Raw genomic sequence first — 23,555 nt, 5'->3', positions numbered from 1 at the left:
TTATTGACCTATATCAACCTGCGGCCGCTGCCCGGCGCAATCGGTCGTTGATCGCGGCACCCAACCCGTCATCAGGGATCGGTGCGACCGCGATCCTCGTCGCCACCGACGCATCGGCGGTGTGCAGCAAATCGAACAACCGCGCCGCCGCCTCGACAGGATCGCCGCTGGCCGACAGCGTATCGTCGCCTGCGACCGGGCCGAAACCGATCAGCCATTCGCCGGCACGCCGATCGGTCGCGTTCAGCCGGACCGGCTTCGACGGGGCATAGTGGCTGGCGAGTTGTCCAGGTGCCTCGATCCCCGCGCCCGCCCCGCCGATCGATATGTTCAGCAGATCGGCGACCGCGGCGCGGGTCACTGGGCCGGGGCGCAGTTCGCGAACCTGCCCGCCGATACAGGCGATGATCGTCGATTCGATGCCGCGCATCGTCGCTCCGCCATCGATGACCAGCGGGATGCGACCGTTCAGGCTGCGCAACACATGGTCGGCACGGGTCGGGCTGATCGATCCGCTGGCATTGGCGGAGGGCGCGGCGAGCGGCCGCCCGGTCCTTTCCAGCAACGCCTGCATCGCGTCGTGCGCCGGTACCCGGATCGCGACGGTCGGCAGTCCAGCGGTCACCAGCGCGGCGATCCCCGCCCCGTCGCGCATCGGCAGCACCAGCGTCAGCGGTCCCGGCCAGAACGCCGTCGCCAGCCGCAGCGCATGGTCGTCGAACACCGCCAGCGCCCGTGCCGCCGCCAAAGTCGGCACATGCACGATCAGCGGGTTGAAGCCCGGCCGCCCCTTTGCGGCATAGATGCCGGCGACCGCGTGCGAATCGGTCGCGTCGGCGGCGAGGCCATAGACCGTCTCGGTCGGTACCGCGACGCAGCCGCCGTCGGCGATCACCGCCGCCGCCGCGTCGATCGCCGCCATGCCGTACGGTAAGGTGACGGTAGCGATGCGGGCGTTTGAAGCGGTCATGATTTGGGCGCTATACCGGCAAAAACATGGAATCGAGAGAGGGCAAATGGAGCTGATCCCCGCCACCGCCGAACAGCGTTTCGTGCTGATCCATGCCGCCGGGATCGACGAACTTGCCGCCGACACGCGATTTGCCGATGCGACCCCCGACATGCTCGACGCGATCCTGACCGGGATCGGCGAATTCGCCGCCGGCGAATGGCGGCCGCTCGACCGGATCGGCGACACGGTCGGCGCGCGCTGGACCCCCGACGGGGTGGTGATGCCCGACGGCTATCGCGCCGCCTATCAGGCCTATGTCGCGGGCGGTTGGGGCACGATCGGATCGCCCGCCGGCTTCGGGGGGCAGGCGATGCCGTTCGCCGTCGCGACCGCCGTGCTGGAGACACTCGGCACCGCCAATCTCGGCTTCGCGCTGGCCCCGACGCTGACGGTCGGCGCGATCGAGGCGCTGGCCCATCATGGCAGCCCCGAACAACAGGCGCGCTATCTGCCGAAACTGGCGACCGGCGAATGGACCGGCACGATGAACCTGACCGAACCGCAGGCCGGATCGGACGTGGGCGCGCTGACGACGCGCGCCGATCCGGTCGGTGACGGCAACTGGCGGATTCGCGGCACCAAGATCTATATTTCGTTCGGCGATCACGACATGGCGGACAATATCGTCCATCTGGTGCTCGCCCGCACGCCCGGCGCGCCGGTGGGAACCCGGGGGATCTCGCTGTTCCTCGTGCCGAAATACCGGCTCGACGCCGATGGCCAACCGGGGGAGCCGAACGACGTCCGCGTGGTGTCGATCGAGCACAAGATGGGGCTGCACGCCTCGCCCACCTGCGTGCTGTCGTTCGGCGATACCGGCGATTGCATCGGCGAGCTGATCGGCGCGGAGGGCGCGGGGATGCGCGCGATGTTCACGATGATGAACAACGCCCGCCTCAATGTCGGTCTGCAAGGGGTGCAGGTCGCCGAAGCGGCAACGCAGCGCGCCGTCGCCTATGCCCGCGATCGCGTCCAGTCGGCGCGTGCGTCGTCGGGCGGCGCGCCGGTCGCGATCATCGAGCATCCCGATGTCCGGCGGATGCTGCTGCGGATGACTGCTCAGACCATGGCGGGGCGGGCGCTGGTCTATTACGCGGCGGGACAGGTCGATCGCGCGACGCTGGGCATCGACGGTGCGAAGGCGCGGCTCGATCTGGTGACGCCGCTGGCCAAGGCGCATGGCACCGATATCGGCTGCGAGGTCGCGAGCCTCGGCGTGCAGGTCCATGGCGGCATGGGCTATGTCGAGGAAACCGGCGCGGCACAGCATTATCGCGATGTGCGGATCACGCCGATCTACGAAGGCACCAACGGCATCCAGGCCGCCGATCTGGTCGGGCGCAAGCTGTCGGGCGACGGCGGTGCCGCAATCGACGCGCTGTTCGCCGACATGCGCGGCGACGTTGAACATGCTGCGCTCAAAGACCTGCTCAACGACACCCACGCCGTCTCCCGCTGGATGCTGGAGGCCAGCATCGACGATCGGCTGGCAGGCAGCTATCCGTTCCTGACGATGCTCGCGACCTGCGTGTGCGGCTGGCTGCTCGAACGGCAGGGCCATGCACTGATCGGAGTGGACGATACCGACTTCGCCGCGCGTAAGCGAGCGGCCGTCACCTTCTACCTCGACCGGATCGTGCCCGAAGCGCGTGGCCTCGGCATGGCGGCGATGGCGGGTGCCGGCGGATTGTACAGCCTTACCGCGGAGCAGTTCGCGACGGGCTAACCGTGCCAGTCGATCCAGTGGCCATAGGCATGGCAGGTCGCCAGATGCCGGACGATGCCGTCGGGATAGGTGGTGAGCGTCAGATGCACCGCATCGCGAGCGTCGGTCCATTCGAACCCGATGCGAGCCAGCGGATAGTCGCTGGCCGCCATGGCTTCGGTCACCGCCGCCCGCGTCGCCGGGCTGCAATATTGCAGCGCCATGGTGTGGATCACGACGCGACATACGCCCTTGTCGGGTCGACGGGCCAGTTCAGCCGGCAGCCAGCGCAGAATGTCGTCGCACGCGATCTGCGGCGGCACGTCGCCGGCGATCGCCAGCGCATGGCGCAGCCGTTCGGCGCGTTCGGGTTCGTCGGCCCAGACATAGGCCATCAGCCGTTCGCGGGCCCGATGGTCGGCGGCGGCGAGCGGACGCAGGTCGACGCCGCGCGTCGCCACGATCTCCACCGGCCGCGCGACCGGGGGGGACCCGCGCCATTCGGGCGCGATCCGCACCGGCGAATCGCTGCGCCCGGCCCGTACCCCGGCCAGATCATAGGCATAGTGGCCAAGATTGAGGTTCAGTCCGGCACTCGCGCCCAGTTCGAGCAACTCGACCGGCAGGTCGTACAACCCGCGCAGCGTCATCAGCGCCGCCATGACCGCGCCGGCGCGCCCGACCTCGTTGGTCTGCGGCGGATGCTGCATCCAGTCGGCGATGAAGCCGTCCGCCGCCGCCATCGCGTCGCCGATCACCGTATCGAAATCACCGGTCCGGGTGGCATAGAGCGCGCCGAGCATCGGATCGTCGCCCCGCCGCGCCAGCGCGTGCAGCGCGCCGTTGAACCGCATCGCCAGCGCATCCGCCGCGGCATCGCCCGGCCAGTCGGCGATCAGCGCCGCGGTCATGGGCGCGCGGGCCAGCTGTCGCTCCCCCGCCCCCAATACCGCCGCGACAAACGCCGAGCCCAGGTCGCGAACGACCAGCGCATGTTGCCCCAATGGACCCGGCATGTCCTTAGAAAGCGTCCCAGTCGTCACTCGCATTCACGGCGCGGCGCGGAGCCGGCTCGGGCGGCGCGACCCAGCGGCGCTGCTGCCGGCGGGGCGTGAACGGCGTCACGTTCGTCGCAGCGCCACCGTCGATGGCAAAGGTCGCGACCGATCCGGCCAGCGCCTCCGCCTCCGACACCAGCTGCCGGGCCGCCGCCGACGTCTGTTCGACCATCGCCGCATTCTGCTGCGTCATCGCGTCCATCTCGGCGATGGCGACGTTGATCTGGCCGAGGCTGGTAGCCTGATGGTCCGACTGGCGTGCGATCGCGTCGATCGACCCGCCGACCGATGCGACCCGTTCGATGATCCGGCCCAGTGCCTCGCCGGTCTGCTCGACCAGTTCGACGCCGGCCTTCACATGGGTCGATGCCGCCTGCACCTTCGTCTTGACCTCGGTCGCGGCGTTGGCGGAGCGTTGCGCCAGCGCGCGGACTTCCGACGCGACGACCGCGAAGCCCTTGCCTGCTTCACCGGCACGCGCCGCCTCGACGCCGGCGTTCAGCGCCAGCAAATTGGTCTGGAACGCGATGCCGTCGATCAGGCTGATGATCTCGGCGATCTCGTTGCTGGCGCGTTCGATGCCGTGCATCGCGCCGATCGCCTGCCGGACGATCGCGTCGCCACGTTCGGCCTCGTTCCGCGTATCGACCATCGCGCTGCTGGCACCGGTCGCGGCACCCGCGCCCTCGCGGATCGACCGGGTGACTTCGTCGAGCGCCGATGACGATTGCTGCAATGCCGCCGCTTCGCGCTCGGTCCGCTCGGCCAGATCCATGGCGGCCTGCGAAATTTCGTCGGAATTATGCTTGATGCTGTCGACGGTGCCGCGCACCTCGCCCAGCACGCGGTTCAGGCTGGACGTGGCGTTGTTGAAGTCGTCCGACAGCGCCCGGAACGCGTCGGGCACATCGGCCACGCGGGCGGTCAGATCGGCCTGCGACAGGCTGCGCAGACCGCCGCCGATCGCGGTCATCGCCGCCGCGCGGTCGCGATCGTCGGTGATCTTCGCCGCCGCCGTATCGCGGAACACCAGCACGGCGCGCGCCATATCGCCCAGTTCGTCGCTGCGCCCCGCCGCATCGACGGCGATGTCGTGCCGGCCGTTGGCCAGATCGGCCATCGCCTGCGTCAGGGCGGTGATCGGTCGCGCGATCTGACGGCTGAGCATGATCGACAGCGCGACGGCGATCCCGATCAGCGCGACGCCGCCGATCGCCAGCGCGATCAGCGCGGTGGTGATCGCGCTTTCCTGCGCCGCCGTATTCGCCTCCATCTCCTCGGTCTCGGTCGCGCGCAACGAGCGCAGCGGCAGCGCGACCTTGCTGACCAGCACCTTCTGCCCCGCGCCGCGCACTTCCTCCTGCGCCGCGTCGCGTTCGCCCGCCTTCACCTTTGCGATCAGCCGGTCGCCCCAATTCTTGCGCCACGCCAGCGTCTCGCGCCGCGCTTCCTCCAGCTGGTCCTTCTCCGACGCGATCGTCAGCATCTCCGCCAGCGCGGCCGCCGTCTCGTCGAACTCCTGCCGCCCCTCGTCATAGGATTTCAGATAGGTCGGGTCGCCGGTTACCAGGAACCCGCGAAACTGGCTGTTCTGCCGCAGGATCGACGTCTCGAGCGTCAGCGCCTTCGCATAGACGTCGCGACTGTGGTTGTTCCGCTCGGCCGACCGCGCGATCATCATGATGCTGGTGAAGAACACCAGCATCACCACCGCCGCCGACGCGATGACGGCAAGGAACGACAGCCCCAGCTTGCGTGGAATTTTCATGGTTTCAGGTCATCCGTTGCAGGCAGGAATGGCATGATCAGAACCGCGACCGCAGCGTGATGCCATAGGTGCGGGGTTCGGCCAGGAAGGAGGAGGTGATGGCGTTGCCTACGCCGAACGCGGGTGCGCCGAAGCGCGTCACCTGAGACACGCTGCCCGCCCCCTGGAACGGCGCGGCAAACGCGACCTGCTGATAGTCGGTGTCGAGGATGTTCTGCCCCCAGAACTCGATCGCCCAGCGCTGTTCGGGTCCGCGCAGGCCGATGCGGGCGTTCATCAGGAAGAACCCGTCGAGCCGCTTTTCGGCGAACAGGTCCGATCCGGTGTTATAGTCGCTGGTCAGGCGGCTATCGACGTAGAAGAGCGCGCTGAGATTGCGACCGACCGGCGGGGTCCACACTGCCGAATTGGTGATGGTGTGGCGCGGCGCGTTCGACATCTGGTTGCCGGGCAACAGGAACAGGGCCGCGTTCAGCGGCTCGCCCGCCTCGCTGCCGACCAGGTTGTTGCGGTATTGGGTGTGAGCGAAGGTATAGCCGATGTTGAACGCGACATCGCGCGCCGGATAGGCGCCCGCTTCGAATTCGAACCCCTGCGTGACGACGCCCGCGCCGACCTTGCCCGAACACGCCCCGGTCGCCGAACTGTTGTCGCGATCGGCACCGGCCAGCGACTGGTCACACGCGCTGATGTTCTGGACGATGAAGTTGGTGCCGTTGAAGGTATTGAGCTGGAAATTGCGGAACGCCGATCGGAATGCGGCAAGGTTCGCGGTGAATTTCGCCGAGCTGTATTTGACGCCGATTTCCAGCGCCTGCACGGTTTCGGGATCGAACCGCAGGTTGCGCGCCGATGCGGCGGTCGGCGTGGCGAACACCGTCGCCGACAGGTCGGAACGGTCGAGATTATAGCCTCCCGCCTTGTACCCGCGCGCATAGGACGCATAGAGCAGCGTGCTGGGCACCGGTTTCCACGACAGCACGGTCGTGCCGGTGACCTGCCCTTCGCTCAGCTTGTCGCGGATCGGCACGCCGGTCAGCGCGGCGGTCGAATTGCCGGTGCAGGTCAACGTGACGATCCCGGCCGCCAGCGACCGCAGCGTCGCGTTGCTGCCGCCGAGCAACGGTGCCATCGCCGCCTGCTGCGTCGGGCATACGGTGTTGTTGTTCAGGAAGCTGGCATCCAGCGATTTCTGTTCATGCGTATAGCGCAGCCCGCCGGTCAGGCTGAGCGTATCGGTCACCTTGAAGATATTGTGGGTGAAGAACGCATAGTTGCTGCTGGTCTGGTCATACAGGTCACGGACGCTGCCGAGGTCGTTGAGCGTGCTCAGCCGGTCGATGCCGCCGATGATCTGCGGGCCGACCGCCGGGGTCAGCGCGGCGCGGCCGGTGGCGCTCAGGCACCCGGCGGCCGCCGGATTGCGCAGCGCCGCCAGCGGGTTTATCGTCGCGACGACCCGGCACGCGGCGAACGCGCCATATTGCGTGCCGAAGCGGATATTGTCGGCGACCCGAAGATTTTCGTGCGCGTAATAACCGCCGACCATCCAGTCGAGCCGGTTGTTGAACAGCCCGCCGCTCAGCCGCGTTTCCTGCGTGAAGGTATGGAACTGGCGATAGGCGTTGCCGTCATCGGGACGGTAGGCGATGTCGACATTGCCGTAATCGACGTCGGCGGCACCGCCCGACTTATATTCGCGATACGCGCTGATCGAAATGAGCTGGAGGTTGGACAGGGTCCAGCCGATCCGGGCCGAGCCGCCATAATCGGTCGTGACATTGCTATAGGCCCGGCCGCGCGTATTGGCGATGCGGCGGTTGTACGGATCGCCGTCGCTGGGCAACACTCCGCCAAGGCTTTGCAGGATCGACACGATCCGGTTCTGCGCTGATGGGGCATAATCACCGGCCACGCCCGGGGTCGGATCGACCTTTTCCTGCGTATCGACATAGACCGCGCCGCAGCATTTCTCGTCCCGACGGGTATAGTCGCCGATCAACCGGATCGAGAAATTGTCGACCGGTTTGAAGAACAGCTGTCCACGCACGAAATAGCGGTTGCGGTCGTTGTAATCGGTGTCGTTGACGACATCGCGATAAAAGCCGTCGCGCCTGCCGACGACGCCGTCGACGCGAAAGGCCAGCTTGTCGGCGACGATCGGCCCGGTCAGCGCACCGGCAAGGCGCACCGCGTTGAAATTGCCATAGCTCGCCTCGCCATAGCCACCAAAGTCGAACGAGGGATATTTGGTGTAGATGCTGATCGCGCCGGCGGACGAATTGCGTCCCGACAACGTACCCTGCGGCCCGCGCAACACCTCGATTCGCTCGACCTCGCCCAGATCGTTGAGGCCGGAACCGGTACGGCTGCGATAGACGCCGTCGATGAACACCGCGACCGAGCTTTCGAGGCCGGGATTGTCACCGACCGTGCCGATACCGCGCAGGCGCGCCGACGCATTGGCTTCGGACCCGGTCGACGACACTATCAGCGATGGCGACAATTGCGCCATCTGGCGAATGTCGGTCGCGCCGGAATTCTGGAGCGCGGCGGTGCTGTAGGCGCTGACCGCGATCGGCACGTTCGACAAACGCTGCGACCGCCGAGTCGCGGTGACGACGATGTCCGATGTGTTGGCCGATGCTTCCTCGCCGACATGGGCATTGGGCTTCTCGCCGGCCTTGGTAACCACGCCGCGCAGCCCCTGCGCCGCGGCCGGGCAGGCGACCGCGACACACGCGGTCGCCGCCAGCAGATACCCGGATTTCCGCATTCCATCCCCCAACCGCGTCAACAGCATCATGGACGAAGCAATAGGACGGCACCGAATACCAGATAGTTAATGCCGCCAAGAGGAAGTGAAAAAAGCGGCAAGTTGCGGGCGTTACAACAGGGGCGCGAACCGAATCCATCGGAACGTCGACTATCGTTTCCGATAGTCGATCGATGTATCGTTCGCGCCCGTTCCCGATGCGGCGAACCTGCGGATCGGGATCAGGTCCCTCTCAGACCCGCAGCGGCCCGTTCGCTGCGGGCGGTTCGAACTGCGGTACGCCAGCGGCATCGTATCGCACCGGCTGTACGCGGGTATGGCGATTCGGATCGAACAGCGGGTCGCCCGTGATCTTTTCGTAATCGCGCGCATGGAAGACCAGCATGTCGCGACCGCGTTCGTCGACGGTGAAGCTGTTGTGGCCGGGGCCGAAAATCTTGCGCGCGGCGTCGGTCTTGAGCACCGGCTGCGGCGATTTGGTCCATGCCGCCGGGTCCATGATATCGGCATCGTCGCGCGCGGTCAGCATCCCCAGGCAATAGCGCGCATCGGTGGCGCTGGCCGAATAGGTCATGAACAGCCGCCCGTTGCGCGCCAGCAGCGCCGGGGCCTCGGCGACCTTGTATCCCCGAATCTCCCATGGCAGCGTCGGTACGGTCAGCCGGGCGGGCTTGGCGGCGAGCGTCAGCGGCGTGGCGAGCGGTGCGAGGTACAGGTTCGAATTGGTCTCGATCCCCGGCTCGCGCTGCGCCCATGCCAGATAACGGGTACCGCGATGGACGAAGCTGGTCGAATCGAGGTTGAAGCTATCCCACGGCGTTTCCAGCTGGCCCAGCACCGACCAGTTGCCGGTCATCGGATCGGGGCCGTCGCACACCACCGCATAGGTGCGGATGCGGAACACGTCCTCGCCGCCGCCGCTGGGACCGGCGGCGAAGTACATGATCCACTTGCCGTCGATCTGATGCAGTTCGGGTGCCCACAGGAATCCCGAGCGCGGCCCCGATGCCTCGTGCCGCCACAGGACCTTTTCCTGCGCGGTCGTCAGGCCGCCGATCGTCTTCGACCGGCGCAGCACCAGCCGGTCATATTCGGGCACCGACCCGGTCAGGTAATACCAGCCATCGGTGTGGCGAAACACCTGCGCATCGGCGCGGTTCCTGACCAGCGGGTTGACGATGCCGGTCGCGCCACCGCGACGGCGCTGCGCCCATGCGGGCATGGCCGTCGCGGCACCGGCGGCGGCAACCCCGCCCAGGAACAGGCGGCGGGACAGGGCGTCGTTCATGGTCATTCTCTCCTTCACCGGGCGGTCGGCCAGCCATCGCTGCCCCATTGCAGGGTCGCGACGCGCAGGGTCGGCGCACCGGCATTTTCCTTGTCGTAGGCGTGATAGACGATGCGGTCGATGCCGTCGTCCCCCCGGCTGTGGCCGGCATGGCCGGGACCGCGGAACCGGCCCTTTTCCTCCAGATCGGCCCGCAGCAGCACCGTGCCGCCACCGGCGAGCATCGAACTGCCGTCCTTGCCCAGATACGGCCCGGTGATCGTCTTCGACTGGCCGATGACCGTGTAATAGGTGCTGTTCACGCCCTTGCAGCAATAGTCGTAGCTGGCGATCAGCCAGTACATACCGCCGCGTTCGAAGATATAGGGTGCCTCGATGATCGACGGCGCGCCCGCCGGGACCGGACGGCTGGCCAAAGCAAGCGGCTTGGCGTCGCGGAATAGCGGCTTGCCGGTCCGCGGGTTCAGCTCGACCAGTTTCAGCCCGCTCCAGAAGCTGCCGAACGACAGCCAGTGGCGGCCGCCCTTGTCGACGATGAACGCCGGGTCGATCGCGTTATAGGCGTCGCCCGGCGTCGATCGCAGCACCATGCCCTCGTCGCGCCAGCCATAGCCAGGCGCTTGCGGGTCGAGCGTCGCATTGGTGGCGAGGCCGATCGCCGACCGGTTCGATCCGAAGGTCGAGACCGAATAATACAGGCGATAGCGCCCGTTCACGAAGGATATGTCGGGCGCCCACAGATTGCGCGCGCCGGGAATGGCCTGCGTCGCCCAGTCGGGCAGCTTGGCGAACGGCGGCGTGCCCGCCTGCCAATGGACCAGATCGGGTGAGGTCCGCTCCGACAGCACCCCCTGCCCATCGCGGCCGATGCCGGTCGAAAAGACGTGCCAGGTCGCCCCCTGCCGGATCAGCACCGGATCATGGACCGGTCGGATGTCGCTTGTCCGGACGGCGGTCTGAGCGACCCCCGCCCCGGCGAGCAACAGCGCCGCGAACGACGACAGCACGCGCGCGATCCCCATGTTACTGCGCCACCGGCCAGCCATCGGCATCCCATGTCAGCCGCTGGATCTGCAGCGTCGGTGCGCCGTTCCGTTCGCGGTCATAGGCGTGATAGACGATATGATCGCCGGTCGTTTCCTGCAGCACCGCGACATGGCCACGCCCGACATAGCGTGAATCGGTCCCCTGCCCCGATGCCAGCACCAGCGAACCGCCACCGTCGAGCATCGATTTGCCGCTCTTGTCGAGATACGGCCCGGTCGGCGTCCGCGACCGGCCGACGACGGTGTTGTAGGTGCTGTTCGCCCCCTGACAACAGGCGTCGAACGATGCGAACAGATAGTAATAGTCGCCGTGGCGGACGACGAACGGCGCTTCGATCGCACCCGGTGACGGGCGCGTCGCCAGCGGATAGATCGTCTGGTCGCTGGCAAGGCGCAGGCCGGTGGCGGGATCGAGCCGGACCATCTTGATGCCGGTCCAGAAGCTGCCGAACGCCATCCATTCGCCGCCATCGGCGTCGGTGAAGACGGCGGGGTCGATCGCGTTGAAATTGTCGGTAGTGTTCGACTGGATCACCGCCCCCTTGTCGACCCAGCCGGTCGCGGGGCTGTTGACGTTCAGTGCGTTGTTGACGGTCAGGCCGATCGCCGACCGGTTGCTGCCGAAGGTCGAGACCGAATAATACAGGCGATATTCGCCGCCACGCTTGACGATGTCGGGGGCCCAGATGCCCGACGTGCCGGGCACGGCGGTCGCGGTCCATGCCGGCAGCGCGGTATAGGCCGGCCCGCGCCACGTCCACCCGGTCAGATCGGTCGAGGTCCGCGTCGCGAGCAACCCTTCGCGATCGGTGACCGACCCGGTCGCGAACAGGAAATAGGTGTTACCGTCCTTCAGGATGGCCGGGTCATGGACCGGCATCGTGTCGCCGGTCAGCGCCAACAGGCCCGACGTCGCGGTCGGTGTCGGCGTGGGGGTCGGCGTCGGAGTCGGCGCAGGTGCGACGGGTGCCGAGATATTGCCGCTGGCATCGGTACCCGAAATGCCGTTGCAACCGGCGAGCAGGACGAGGGCGGCGAGCGGAAGCGTGGACCGGATCATGGGGGTCACTCCGTCAGAAAAGGATTGGATCACAGCGGGCGATGTGCGTCAGTCGAACGAGTAGCGCAGCCCGACCGCGAAGGTCCGCGAGAGTAGGGTGGTGCCGAGGTTGAACTGGTCGGCATTGCCGGCATCCTCGAACCGGTAATAATTCTGCTGCGTCTGGCTGGTCAGGTTGACCGCATCCAGCGTCAGCCCCAGCCGGTCGGTGACCGCATAGGTCAACTGAAAGTCGAGGCTGCTTTCGGGACGCCGCCAGACGCCGATCGGATTGGCGAACAGCCGCGCTTCGTTGTTGGCGAGGAACGCCTTGCGCCAGACATAGGACAGACGCGCACCGAGCCCACCCTTCTCATAGGCCAGCGTCGCATTGTACGACAGGTCCGACACGCCGAAGAAGGCCGACTGCGTCTCGCCTGTCACATTGCCGGCACTGTCGGTCAACGGGATGTTCTGGTTCGAATCGAGCAGCGTCAGGCTGCCCTGAAATCCGAACCCGTCGAGGATCGCGGGCAGATAGGTCGGGAAATAGGTCAGCCCCAGTTCGATCCCCTTGAGCACCCCGTTCGAGGCGTTTTCGGGACGGGTGACGGCGAAGACGTTGGTGTTCAGCCCGGTATTGGGAATGGTCAGCACCGACGTCAGCGGCACGACCAGCCCGTCAATTTCCCGGCGGAACAGCGTACCATAGATCGCGCTGCCCCGTTCGAAAAACCATTCGGCGGACAAGTCGTAATTCTTGGCAATGGTCGGGCGCAGGTTCGGATTGCCCGACGACCCGCTGCCGCGACCGATATTGGTCAGGTCGCCGACCAGATTGGGATTGGGGTTGAGATCGCCGAACGCCGGCCGGCGCAGCGTCTCGCCATAGTTGAAGCGGATGCGGAAGTCGTCGGCCACGTCGTAGCGCAGCGTGGCGCTCGGCAGGAACCGGGCGGTGCCGTTCGATGCGCGGGTGACGGTGCCGTTATAGCGGTCGGTGAACACGAAATTCGTGTCGACATCCGTGTAGCGAAGCCCGGCCTGGACATGGAACGGCCGTCCGAACAGGTCGAACTGACCATCGGCCATGGCATAGGCGCTCATGGTGATTTCGTTGATGTCGAACACGTCGGTCAGGCGCAGCTGATCCGACAGCAGGAAATTGGGCGCGACGGTGCTTTTGTACAGCTGCCGGATCGCGTCGGCATTTTCGTAGATATAGGAGCCGTTGGGAACCAGCCACGACGTCGGCACGCTGGCGCGACCGTCGAAAAAGTCCTTGTTCACCAGTTGCAGGCCGGGGTCGAGCTCGGAGAATTTGCGACCGAGGACGCGCGCATCCTGCGACCGCACCGAATCGACGGCGTTGCGATCGTCGATGCGGATGCCCGCCTTTACCCGGCGCAGGAAACCTTCGTCCCACTTATTCTCACCGTCGAGGTGCAGGGTCTTGGCATCCCCCTTCGACCGGTTGGCATTGTCGTAGAATTCGCCGACGTCCCACCGGGTCGGGTCGACCAGCAGGTCGTTATTGTCGAAATTATAGGCGGGGATGCCGCCCCGGGTGTTGAAGTCGACATCGATCCGGCTGGCGACGCGGTTCAGGCGCATCGCGAGGAATTGGGTGTCGAACTGGCTGTTCTGATACGACAGATCGGCGGTGATCCGGCCGTTATCGCCCACTTTCCAATCGGCGTTGAGCGCATAGACGAAGCTGTCGGTCTTCGACCGGGTATAGTCGCCGCTGTTGAACCCGAACACGTCGCCGACCGAGCGAGCCTTGATGATGTTGGTGTCGGGATAGAGTTCGATCGTCGATTTGGGATTGGCGCCGAGCCCGCCCCACCAGTCGACGAAGCTGAAGAACAGGCTGTTCTGCGTCGTTGCGCGGAACTGGTTCCAGAAGAATTCGGCGGTGTAGGTCGAACTGCTGTTCGGCGACCATTGCACCGCGGCGTTCACCGCCGGACGTTCGCGCGTGCCCGCGACGTCGGGGCTGAACACCGCGTCGCGAGAAAGATAATAGGGCACCTGCTGCCCGCCGAGCAGGAAGGTCGAACCGGCGGCGGTCGGCAGACCGCGTTCGGTCCCCGGCTGCCACGCGCCGCTTTCGGGGAAGACGCGCTGGAGCGGTACGAAGCCCGGCGGCGGATTTTCGGTGACGAACGGCACCATCGCACCCGCCGTCACGCTCATGTCGCGATATTTGGTGCGCGCATAGCTGCCGCTCACCAGCACGCCGATATCGCCGATCCCGGTTTCCCAGCGATTGCTGATCAGCCCCGACACGTTGGGATTAAAGCTGTCGGCCTGTTCGTTGTAGATGCCGCGCGCGACGCCCGACAGCGCGAAACCGTTGAAGTCGAACGGACGCCGGGTGAACACGTCGATCTGACCGGCGATGCCGGTCTCGATCTGGTCGGCGGCGCGCGTCTTATACACGTCGATCCGCTTGACCAGGTTCGCGGGAATATCCGCCAGCGAGAAATTCTGCCCCGACGCGGTAAAGATGTTGCGCCCGTTCATCGTCGTCAGCGCATCGGGCAGACCCCGGATCGAAATGGCAGCCGCTTCGCCACCGGCGCGGTTCGTGACCTGAATCCCGCTCACACGCTGCAACGCCTCGATCGCGTTATTGTCGGGCAGTTTGCCGACATCCTCGGCGACGATCGAGTCGACGACCTGCGTCGCGTTGCGCTTGACGTTCAGCGCCCCGACGATCGATGCCCGCACGCCGGTGACGATGATCTCGTCGCCTTCGTCGGTGGCGGGGTCGCGCGAAACGGTGCCGTCGCCGGCCTGTTCCGGGCCATCGGCGGGGACACCGGGCGTTGCACCGGTCACCTGGGCATAGGCAGGCATGCCAAGGAACAAAGCGATTGCAGATGCCGACACCAGCATCCCGGCCCTGACGACCATGAAACTCTCCCCGATCAGACCCTTAATTGAGCCCATCTATACTCTGACAATTACCGTGAGGACAGAGGAATGCAATGGGGACGATATGAAAAATGTCGGCGACGTTGCACTTCGGTCGCACGTCGTGATTGGCGCGCTTCGATCGGGTTCGTGCCTGATTAGTCTTCAATTTTATACAGCGGCATCGAACAGGCCGCACCCCGGCAAGCTCAATCCGTGCCTGCGATGATAGCGATACCATTGGCCGGATTGCGCCATCGGCGGTTGACGCCTTTCCAAAAGTCAGACAATTCTTTCTCAACAACGCAGCGATACAAAACCGTCAGTCAGGACTGTCCATGCCGAACCCCGTCACGTCACCGATCCCGCACGGCACCGGACCCGGCCGGGTCCTGCCGATCAGTCGCCGGAGCCTGATGATCGGTGCCAGCCTGCTGCCGTTCGGCACATCGGCGTTCGCGGCGACTCGAGCGATGCGTCGGGTCGAACCGATCCCCGCCCGATTCGTGACGTTGCAGCCATCGCCCTTCGTCGATGCCTTCGCCGCCAATCGCCGCTATCTGCTCGATCTCGACCCCGAACGGCTGCTGCATAATTTCTATATCTCGGCCGGACTGACCGCGCCGAAGCCGGTCTATGGCGGTTGGGAGGCGCAGGGGATTGCCGGGCACAGCCTTGGCCACTGGCTGTCGGCCTGTGCGCTGACCGTCGCCAATACCGGCGATGCAGCGGTCGCGGCGCGGCTCGACCATGCGCTCAAGGAGATGGCACGGATCCAGACCGCGCATGGCGACGGCTATGTCGGCGGCACGACCGTCGAGCGCGATGGCCGGACGGTCGACGGTAAGATCGTGTTCGAGGAGCTGCGTCGCGGCGATATCCGCAGCAACGGGTTCGACCTGAACGGCGGCTGGGTGCCGCTCTATACGTGGCACAAGGTCCATGCCGGGCTGATCGACGCGCATGTGCTGGCGCGCAATCCACGGGCCATGCCGGTGTTGCTCGGCATGGCCGGCTATCTGGCCGGCGTGCTCGAACCGCGCTCCGACGAACAGATGCAGCGTATTCTGGCGGCCGAGCATGGCGGACTGAACGAAAGCTATGCCGATACCTATGCGCTGACCGGCGATGCCCGCTGGCTGCGCATGGCGGAAAAGATCCGGCACAAGGCGGTGCTCGACCCGCTGACCGCCGGGCAGGACCGGCTGGCCGGGCTGCACGCCAATACGCAGATCCCGAAGGTGATCGGCCTTGCCCGCCTCCATGAACTGACCGGTGCGCCGGCCCATGCGGCGGCGGCGCGCTTCTTTCACCAGCGGGTGACCGGGCATCACAGCTATGTGATCGGCGGCAATTCGGAACGCGAGCATTTCGGCCAGCCCGACCAGCTGTCGAAACGACTCGGCGAGGCGACGTGCGAGGCGTGCAACAGCTATAACATGCTGAAGCTGACCCGGCATCTCTATGGCTGGCAGCCCGAGGCACGCTGGTTCGATTTCTACGAACGGGTGCAGATCAACCACATGCTCGCCCATCAGCGGCCACGCGACGGTCGCTTCGTCTATTTCATGCCGTTGGCGGCGGGGGCGCGGCGGACCTATTCCAGCCCCGAGGACAGTTTCTGGTGCTGTGTCGGGTCGGGGATGGAGAGCCATGCCAAACATGCCGATTCGATCTGGTGGCAGGATGCGGACACGTTGTACCTGAACCTGTTCGTGCCATCGAAGCTCGACTGGAGCGAACGGGGACTGGCGGTCGATCTCGATACCGCGATGCCGCTGAAGGGCGACGCCACGCTCACCGTCCGACGGGCACCGCGCGGCAGGCAGGCGATCGCGATCCGCCTGCCCGGCTGGGCGAAGGACCCGGTCGTGGCGCTGAACGGACAGGCGATCGCGCCGGTGGTGCGCGGCGGCTATGCGGTGATCGACCGGCGGTGGCGCGCGGGCGATACCGTCGCGCTGACGCTGCCGATGACGCTGGCGACCGAAGCGACGCCCGACGATCCGACGATCGTCGCCTTCACTTATGGCCCGCTGGTGCTTGCTGCCGATATGGGCAGCGAGGCGAAGCCGTTCGACAGCACCGGGCCGGCACTGGTCAACGACGGCGCGATCGCCGACAGCCTGACGCCGGCGGGCGACAACCGCTTCACCGCGACCGGCGCGCTGGGCGAAACACTGACCTTCCGCCCCTTTTATTCGCAATGGGACCGGCGGACGGCGGTGTATCTGCCGACCTTCACCAGCGATCGCTGGGCGGCGGCGCGCGGCGAGTATGTACGGGCGCAGGCCGAGGCACGGACGCTCGGCCGCCGCACCGTCGACACGCTGTACATGGGCGAGATGCAGCCGGAGCGCGACCATCAGCTGGTACCGGGCGGCAGCGAGGTCGTGAACTGGTCGGGACGGTCGGCGCGGCGCATCAAACCCGGCCAGACACTGGGCATGACGCTGGCCCGGCGACCGGGACCGGCGGTGCTGCGGCTGCTGATCTGGGGCCGCGATGTCGATCGCGCGATCGATATCGCCCTCGACGGCGCACCGCTCGCCACCGCGACGCACAAGGGTCCGGCGGCGGACCGGTTCGTCGCGCTCGACTATCCGATCCCGTCGGCCGGGGCGCAGGGACGCCCGGCGGCGACCATCACCCTGACCGCGAAGCAGGGCGATGCCGTGATCTACGAAGTGCGGATGCTCACTGCCGAGGACGCCGCGCCGGTGACGTCGGTTTAGTGTCCGTTTGAAAATGCGCCGTGGCGCATTTTTGCGGTGCCGGCCCGCTCCCCCTCCCGGCCACCCATTAAAATACCGTGTGGGTGGCCGGGCGGGGGAGCGGGCCGGCACCGCCTGCGAAACTCGCTTTACCGCGAGTTTTCAAACAGCCTCTTAGCGCCGCTTCCACACGTCCGGCCGGGCATCGATCGCGGTCGCGATCGCCGCGGCGATCCTTGCGTCGTCGGCCAGGTCGGGATGATAGTGACAGCCTCCGAAATCGAGGCCGGTGACCGGCACGACCGCAAGGCGCGTCTCGCCGGTCGCGCGGAGTTTGGTCGCGACCTGCTGCACCTCGCGCAGGATTTCGCCATCGGCGAGGTCGGTCGCCCATAACACGAACAGGGCGTTCGGATCGCGGCGGCGCAACCCCTGGACGAAGGCGACATAGCGCGCCTCATAATCGGCGTGCAGCGCGGCGCGATCGGCCCAGCGTTCGCCGGGCTTCAACGGGGTCGTGAAGTCATTGGTGCCGAGTGCGATGACGATGACCTGCGGATGCCAGTTCGCGTCGTCGGCGGGCGTCTTTGCGTCGAACAGCGCGTAGGGATAGGCCTGCGGCACGGTCGGTGCTGCGAAACCGCCATAGTTGCGAACGATGCCCCGCCCGGAAATGGCGTTGACGCGGATATCGGCACCGTAGCGTTTGCCGAGACGCCCGGCGATCCCCTGCGACGTGTCGGTCGTTTCCCAGACCTGCACGTCGGTACAGTCGCGGCTGGTCGAGGTGTTGCCATAGCCGACGGTGTGCGAGTCGCCGATGAATTCGATCCGGCGGACGGCGGCCCTGGGTGCAGCAAGCGGCGTGGTGCCGGCCGGCGCGAAGAGGCCACCCAGACCGGTCGGACCGGTCTGCGATTCGCTGACCACGTCGACCCGGATGCGATGGCGGCCGGCACCGGGCGTGGTGATGCGGTAGCGGCCGGGTTTGGGGCGGACCAGTGCGACCGGGGCCGCGCCGTCGATGCTGATGCGCAGCGAGACCTCGCCCGGACCGACCTTCAGGTCGACGGCGCGCCCTTTGAACGCCGCTTCGAGATAGGTGCCGGGCCATTGCCGCTTATACCCGCCACCGGCGGGGACGACGCGGCCGCCTATGTGGAGCGGGATCGGCCGGGTGGCGGTTTCGGCGACGGGGGCGACGGTCTGGGCCGGCGCGATGGCGGGGATTGCCAGCAGGAAGGCAGCGATCAGGGGGCGGGGCATATCGGTCCTTCTGGTCCTCGGGCTATGCGGCTCTGGTTCGGGTGGTCGAAGCATCATTCGGGTGCGAAGGGACAGTTGCAAAATGCTTTTCGCCGAATGCCGGAGGCCGGTCGGCGGACGCGATGATAGGCGGCAAAACCTTTCCAACTGCACCACCAGTCATGGGATCGTTCAGGGGTAGCGCATCGCAGCGCATTTTTCTGGTCGTGGCGAGCGAGCGTAACCGCTTCCGGCCGCGCGGAATAAACAAAAACGAAATACATATGTTGACAGCGATGCGCCGGTTCCGCAGTCTGCCGGGACAGACGGCACGACCGGCGTAGGGATGAGGGACTGGACGGCATGACGACGATCGCACGGCGCGGATTCATCGGATCGGGCGCGCTGCTCGCCGGCTGTACCATGGCCCCTCCGCTGTCGCGGCCGAACGCCGGTGGCACCAGCGGCTTTGTGCGGCGTGACGGGATGCGGCTGTCGCTCGACGGCCGGCGCTATCGCTTCGTCGGCGGCAATATGTGGTATGCCGCCTATCTGGGGGCCGATGCGCCCTATGGCGACCGGGCACGGCTGGGCCGCGAACTCGACGCGCTGGCGGCGATGGGGGTGACCAACCTGCGCGTGCTGGCGTCGAGCGAGGAAGGGCCGCTCAAGAATTCGATCAAGCCGGGCTTTCGCGGCCCTGGCAAGGATTACAACCAGACGCTGCTCGCCGGGCTCGACTATGCGCTGGCGGAAATGGGCAAGCGCGGCATTCGCGCGGTGCTGTACCTGACCAACTTCTGGGAATGGTCGGGCGGGATGATGACGTACCTGTCCTACGTCAACGGCGGCAACTACATCAACATGAACGATCCGGCGCATCCTTGGCCGGAATTCGCGAACTTCAACGCCCAATTCTACGGCAATCGCGCCGCCATGGACCTGTATCGCGACTGGATCCGTGCGGTCGTCGGGCGGACCAATGGCGTGACGGGCAAGCCCTATGCCGACGATCCGACGATCATGGCATGGCAGCTGTCGAACGAGCCGCGTCCGTCGGGCGACATGGCCCATGCGAACCTGCCGCAATTCTATGCGTGGGTCCGCGACAGTGCGCAGTTCATCAAGTCGATCGATCGCAACCATCTGGTCTCGACCGGCAGCGAGGGGCTGAAGGGCGGGCTGGAAAGCGCGGATATCGTGCTGGCCGAACATACCATCCCAGAGATCGACTATCTGACCGTCCATATCTGGCCCAACAACTGGGACTGGGTGAAGCAGACCGACCTCGCCAATACCGCCGCGCGTGGCGAGACGCTGACCGACCGGTATATCGCCGACCATGTCGCGCTGGCCCGGCAGCTGGGCAAGCCGATGGTGATCGAGGAATTCGGCTATCCGCGCGACGGCGGCAGCAACGATCCGGCGGTGGCGACGACCTACAAGGACCGCTTCTACGGTCGCATCTATTCGGCGGCGATCAAGGACATGCAGGATGGCGGGCCGATCGCCGGCACCAATTTCTGGGCATGGAACGGCGAGGCGCGGGCTGCGCATCCCGACTACCGGTTCCAGGACGGCGACCGCCAGTATATGGGCGATCCCCCGCACGAGCCGCAGGGCTGGTACGGCATCTTTACCGGCGACACCACCATCCGGCTGGTGTCCGACCATGCCACGGCGATTGCCGCCCTGCCGGCGTGACGGGGGTGCGGGGCGGTCTTGCGCCCCGCCCCTTCCCCTGCGCAGACTGCCGGCAGCCTAGTCGGAGAAGTCCATGCGCCACCTGTTCGTCGTCCTTGCGGCATCCACCCTACTCCCCGCCGCCGCGATCGCGCAGGATGCGCCGACCTCGGCTACGGGCAAGGAAGCGCTGACGCTGCTGACGCGCGGCATCGCGTTCAAGACGGTGCAGGGCGAGGCGCAGGTGCCGGCCTATGCCGCCTATCTGAAGCAGCAACTGGTGTCGGCGGGCTTTGCCGATGCCGATGTGACGTTCGTGCCGCTGGGCGAGACCGGCTATCTGACCGCGCGCATCGCCGGGCGCGACCGCAAGGCGAAGCCGACGGTCGTGCTGGGCCATATGGACGTGGTCGCCGCCGACGCGAAGGACTGGACCCGCGATCCGTTCACGCCGGTGGTCGAGGGCGGCTATGTCTTCGGACGCGGCAGTCTCGACAACAAGGCGAACGTGTCGCTGGTCGTCGCGACGCTGATGCAGCTGAAGCGCGAGAAATGGGTGCCGAAACGCGACCTCGTGCTGGTGCTGACCGGTGACGAAGAAACCGAGATGAAGACGACGCAGGCGGCGGCGGTGGCGTTCGCCAATGCCGGGCTGGTGCTGAACGCCGATGCCGGTGGCGGCGCGCTGGGCGAGGATGGCAAGCCGATCGCTTATGGCCTGCAGGCGGCGGAAAAGGTCTATGGCGACTGGCATCTGACCGTCACCGATCCCGGTGGCCATTCGAGCCGACCGGGGCCGCGCAACGCGATCGCGGTACTGGCGAACGCGGTGGTGCGGATCGCCAAGTACCGCTTCCCGCCGCAGCAGAACGAGATCACCAAGGCATCGCTCGCCGGGACCGCCGCCGCGACGCCGGGCGAGCTGGGCGCGGCGATGAAGGCGTTCGCCGCCAATCCGGCCGATACCGCCGCCGCCGACATCCTGTCCGCCGACAAACGCTATGTCGGGCAGGTTCGCACGACCTGTGTGCCCACCATGTTCAACGGCGGCCATGCGCCCAACGCCCTGCCGCAGCGGGCAATGGCCAACATCAACTGCCGCATCTTTCCCGGCACGCCGCGCGCCGAGATCGAGAAGAAGCTGATCGAACTGGTCGCCGACCCGACGATCGCGGTCACGTTCCGCGACAATGGCACGATCGAGGCCGGCGCCTCCCCGCTCGACTCGAAGGTCGTGTCGGCGGTCAAGGCCGTGGTTGCCAAACGCGCGCCGGGCACGCCGGTCCTGCCGATGCAGGAAGCCGGCGCCACCGATTCGATGCATTTCCGGGCCAAGGGTATCCCGAGCTTCGGCGTCGGGGGTGTGTTCATGAAGCCCGGCGAAATCTTTGCCCACGGGCTGAACGAACGCGTGCCGGTGGCGACGATCGATCCGGGCGTCGTGTGGTGGGAGGAATTGTTGAAGACGTTGGGGTAGGTTGCGGAGCAACAAAAACCGTTCGTCCTGAGTAGCTGTTGAGCTTGTCGAAACAGCGTATCGAAGGACCGCTCGCGGCAGGTACTTCGATACGGGTCTTCGACTTCGTTCAGCCCCTACTCAGCACGAACGGTAGGTCATGGTCTTTTCTACCGAACGCCGTCCAGGCCCGGCCCTACGTCCGCCCGCTCCGGATAACGCGGCGCGATCCGGGCCTGCGCCCTCTGTTCATAGGCATAGCCGGCGTTCAGCACCTGCTGGTCGGCACCACCCGTGCCGATGAACGACAGCCCGACCGGCAGCCCCTGCGCCAGCCCCATCGGCACGGTCAGGTGCGGATATCCCGCCACCGCCGGCAATTCGGACGCCGACGGACCACCATATTGGTCGCCGTACACCGGGTCGCTGAGCCACGCCGCGCCATAGGTCGGCTCGACCAACAGATCGACCTTCGCGGCTTTCAGCATGGCGTCGATCCCTTCGGCACCCGCCAGCCGCAGCGCCTTCGCCCGCGCCGCGCGATAGGCGGGGTCGTTCAGGCCGCTGGTCTTTGCCGCCGCCTCGAACGTTTCCTGTTCGAAGAAGGGCATTTCGCGCGGCGCGTTCGCGCGGTTGAAGGCGATGACCTGATCGAGGGTGCGGGTCTTCACCGCCGCCGGAGTGGTTGCAAGATAGGTGTTCAGGTCGGCTTTCAACTCGGTCTGGAGCACCAGCAGTTCCGCCTCGCCCAACCCGTCAAGCTTGGGCGGCGTCACCTCGACCAGTGTCGCGCCGCCCGCGCGCAGCACCGCAAGTGCTGCGTCGAACCGCCGGGTCAGCGGCGGCGTCATCCCCTGCGGCCGGATCACGCCGATCCGCCGCCCCTTCAATGCGTTGGTCGACAAGCCAGCGACATAATCCCGGACCTGGGTCCGGGCGGTGGCGGGATCGGTCGCATCGGGTCCGGCCATCGCCGACAGCAACAGTGCCGCGTCGCGCACCGATCGCGCCATCGGCCCGGGCGTGTCCTGGCTATGGCTGATCGGCACCACCCGGCTGCGGCTGATCAGGCCCAGCGTCGGCTTGAACCCGACCAGTCCGTTGATCGACGAGGGGCAGACCACCGAGCCGTCGGTCTCGGTCCCGACCGCTGCCGCCGCGAAGCTGGCCGCGACCGCCGCACCCGATCCCGAGGACGATCCGCAGGCGGTGCGATCGAGCGCATAGGGGTTGCGCACCAGTCCGCCGACCGCGCTCCACCCGCTCATCGACCGGGTCGACCGGATATTGGCCCATTCGGACAAGTTGGTCTTGCCGAGGATCACCGCCCCCGCCCGCCGCAGATAGGCGACCAACGGCGCATCCCGCCCGGTGAAGTTGTCCCGCAACGCAAGGCTACCGGCGGTGGTAGCAACCCGGTCCCCCGTCTCGATATTATCCTTGATCAGGATCGGTACGCCATGCAGCGGCCCCCGCACCCGCCCGGCACGCCGCTCGGCATCGAGCGCCGCCGCCTGTTGCAACGCATCCGGGTTCAGCGCGATGACGCTGCGCAGCGTCGGGCCGGCGCGATCCATCGCCGCGATCCGGGCGAGATAGGCGCGGGTGAACGCGACGCTGTCGGTGGCGCCCGCGCGCATCTGCGCCTGCAATTGATCGATCGACACTTCCTCGACCCGCTGCGCGGTAGCGGGCGTCGCGATCGCCAGCGTCGTCGCGGCGAGACCGATCCATCCGTAGCAGCGCATCGCAATCCTTCCCGTCATTTGGGAGCATGCTAACGCGGATAGCGATGCGCGCAATGGCCGTAGATCAACCGGACGGCGGCGGTCATCCGAACCTC

The 23,555-nt window shown here is 66.5% G+C and carries 13 protein-coding genes and 1 pseudogene; 4 read left to right on the top strand and 10 right to left on the bottom strand.

Annotated elements, in window-relative coordinates:
- Positions 1 to 13: 13 nt before the first annotated feature.
- Positions 14 to 970, bottom strand: a complete 957-nt coding sequence (locus tag ASE91_RS04655; protein WP_200911195.1) for an L-threonylcarbamoyladenylate synthase — start codon at positions 968 to 970, stop codon at positions 14 to 16.
- Positions 971 to 1,016: 46 nt separating this feature from the next.
- Between ASE91_RS04655 and ASE91_RS04650 the strand changes: the two genes are divergently transcribed.
- Positions 1,017 to 2,738 (top strand): acyl-CoA dehydrogenase, encoded by a 1,722-nt coding sequence (locus ASE91_RS04650; protein ID WP_056623227.1) that lies wholly within the window; start codon positions 1,017 to 1,019, stop codon positions 2,736 to 2,738.
- Here the strand turns inward: ASE91_RS04650 and ASE91_RS04645 are convergent.
- The 7 genes and pseudogenes from ASE91_RS04645 to ASE91_RS04615 form a co-directional block, all read right to left on the bottom strand.
- Positions 2,735 to 3,733, bottom strand: coding sequence for a DUF2332 domain-containing protein (locus ASE91_RS04645; protein ID WP_235530316.1), 999 nt, complete (start codon positions 3,731 to 3,733; stop codon positions 2,735 to 2,737). The genes ASE91_RS04650 and ASE91_RS04645 overlap by 4 nt on opposite strands.
- A 4-nt stretch (positions 3,734 to 3,737) precedes the next feature.
- Positions 3,738 to 5,543: a methyl-accepting chemotaxis protein gene (locus ASE91_RS04640; protein WP_056623220.1), complete on the bottom strand. Its 1,806-nt coding sequence runs from the start codon at positions 5,541 to 5,543 to the stop codon at positions 3,738 to 3,740.
- A 37-nt stretch (positions 5,544 to 5,580) separates the two neighbouring features.
- Positions 5,581 to 8,319, bottom strand: a complete 2,739-nt coding sequence (locus tag ASE91_RS04635) for a TonB-dependent receptor (protein WP_056623322.1) — start codon at positions 8,317 to 8,319, stop codon at positions 5,581 to 5,583.
- 241 nt (positions 8,320 to 8,560) lie between these two features.
- Positions 8,561 to 9,607: pseudogene (locus ASE91_RS04630) on the bottom strand (glycoside hydrolase family 43 protein); the annotation flags it as partial.
- Between the two features lie 14 nt (positions 9,608 to 9,621).
- Positions 9,622 to 10,623 (bottom strand): arabinan endo-1,5-alpha-L-arabinosidase, encoded by a 1,002-nt coding sequence (locus ASE91_RS04625; protein ID WP_056623315.1) that lies wholly within the window; start codon positions 10,621 to 10,623, stop codon positions 9,622 to 9,624.
- A gap of 7 nt (positions 10,624 to 10,630) precedes the next feature.
- Positions 10,631 to 11,713 (bottom strand): arabinan endo-1,5-alpha-L-arabinosidase, encoded by a 1,083-nt coding sequence (locus tag ASE91_RS04620; protein WP_056623217.1) that lies wholly within the window; start codon positions 11,711 to 11,713, stop codon positions 10,631 to 10,633.
- 48 nt (positions 11,714 to 11,761) lie between these two features.
- Positions 11,762 to 14,614, bottom strand: a complete 2,853-nt coding sequence (locus ASE91_RS04615) for a TonB-dependent receptor (RefSeq protein WP_056623213.1) — start codon at positions 14,612 to 14,614, stop codon at positions 11,762 to 11,764.
- A 338-nt stretch (positions 14,615 to 14,952) separates the two neighbouring features.
- Here ASE91_RS04615 and ASE91_RS04610 point away from each other — a divergent pair, with 338 nt between their 5' ends.
- Positions 14,953 to 17,349 (top strand): glycoside hydrolase family 127 protein, encoded by a 2,397-nt coding sequence (locus ASE91_RS04610; protein ID WP_082453812.1) that lies wholly within the window; start codon positions 14,953 to 14,955, stop codon positions 17,347 to 17,349.
- Between the two features lie 153 nt (positions 17,350 to 17,502).
- On the opposite strand, the gene ASE91_RS04605 is transcribed toward ASE91_RS04610, so the two are convergent.
- The gene (locus ASE91_RS04605; RefSeq protein ID WP_056623210.1) at positions 17,503 to 18,594 is read right to left on the bottom strand and encodes an SGNH/GDSL hydrolase family protein; all 1,092 of its coding nucleotides are present in this window, start codon (positions 18,592 to 18,594) and stop codon (positions 17,503 to 17,505) included.
- A gap of 342 nt (positions 18,595 to 18,936) precedes the next feature.
- Here ASE91_RS04605 and ASE91_RS04600 point away from each other — a divergent pair, with 342 nt between their 5' ends.
- Together ASE91_RS04600 and ASE91_RS04595 are read left to right on the top strand one after the other, a co-directional pair.
- Positions 18,937 to 20,277, top strand: coding sequence for a glycoside hydrolase 5 family protein (locus ASE91_RS04600; protein ID WP_056623207.1), 1,341 nt, complete (start codon positions 18,937 to 18,939; stop codon positions 20,275 to 20,277).
- Between the two features lie 73 nt (positions 20,278 to 20,350).
- Positions 20,351 to 21,733, top strand: coding sequence for a M20/M25/M40 family metallo-hydrolase (locus ASE91_RS04595; protein WP_056623204.1), 1,383 nt, complete (start codon positions 20,351 to 20,353; stop codon positions 21,731 to 21,733).
- A 149-nt stretch (positions 21,734 to 21,882) separates the two neighbouring features.
- Here the strand turns inward: ASE91_RS04595 and ASE91_RS04590 are convergent, their stop codons facing one another.
- Positions 21,883 to 23,478, bottom strand: a complete 1,596-nt coding sequence (locus ASE91_RS04590; protein ID WP_082453811.1) for an amidase — start codon at positions 23,476 to 23,478, stop codon at positions 21,883 to 21,885.
- Positions 23,479 to 23,555: the final 77 nt, after the last annotated feature.

Source organism: Sphingomonas sp. Leaf62 (genome assembly GCF_001421915.1).
GTDB lineage: Bacteria > Pseudomonadota > Alphaproteobacteria > Sphingomonadales > Sphingomonadaceae > Sphingomonas.
This window is presented reverse-complemented; position numbering and strand designations above follow the sequence as displayed.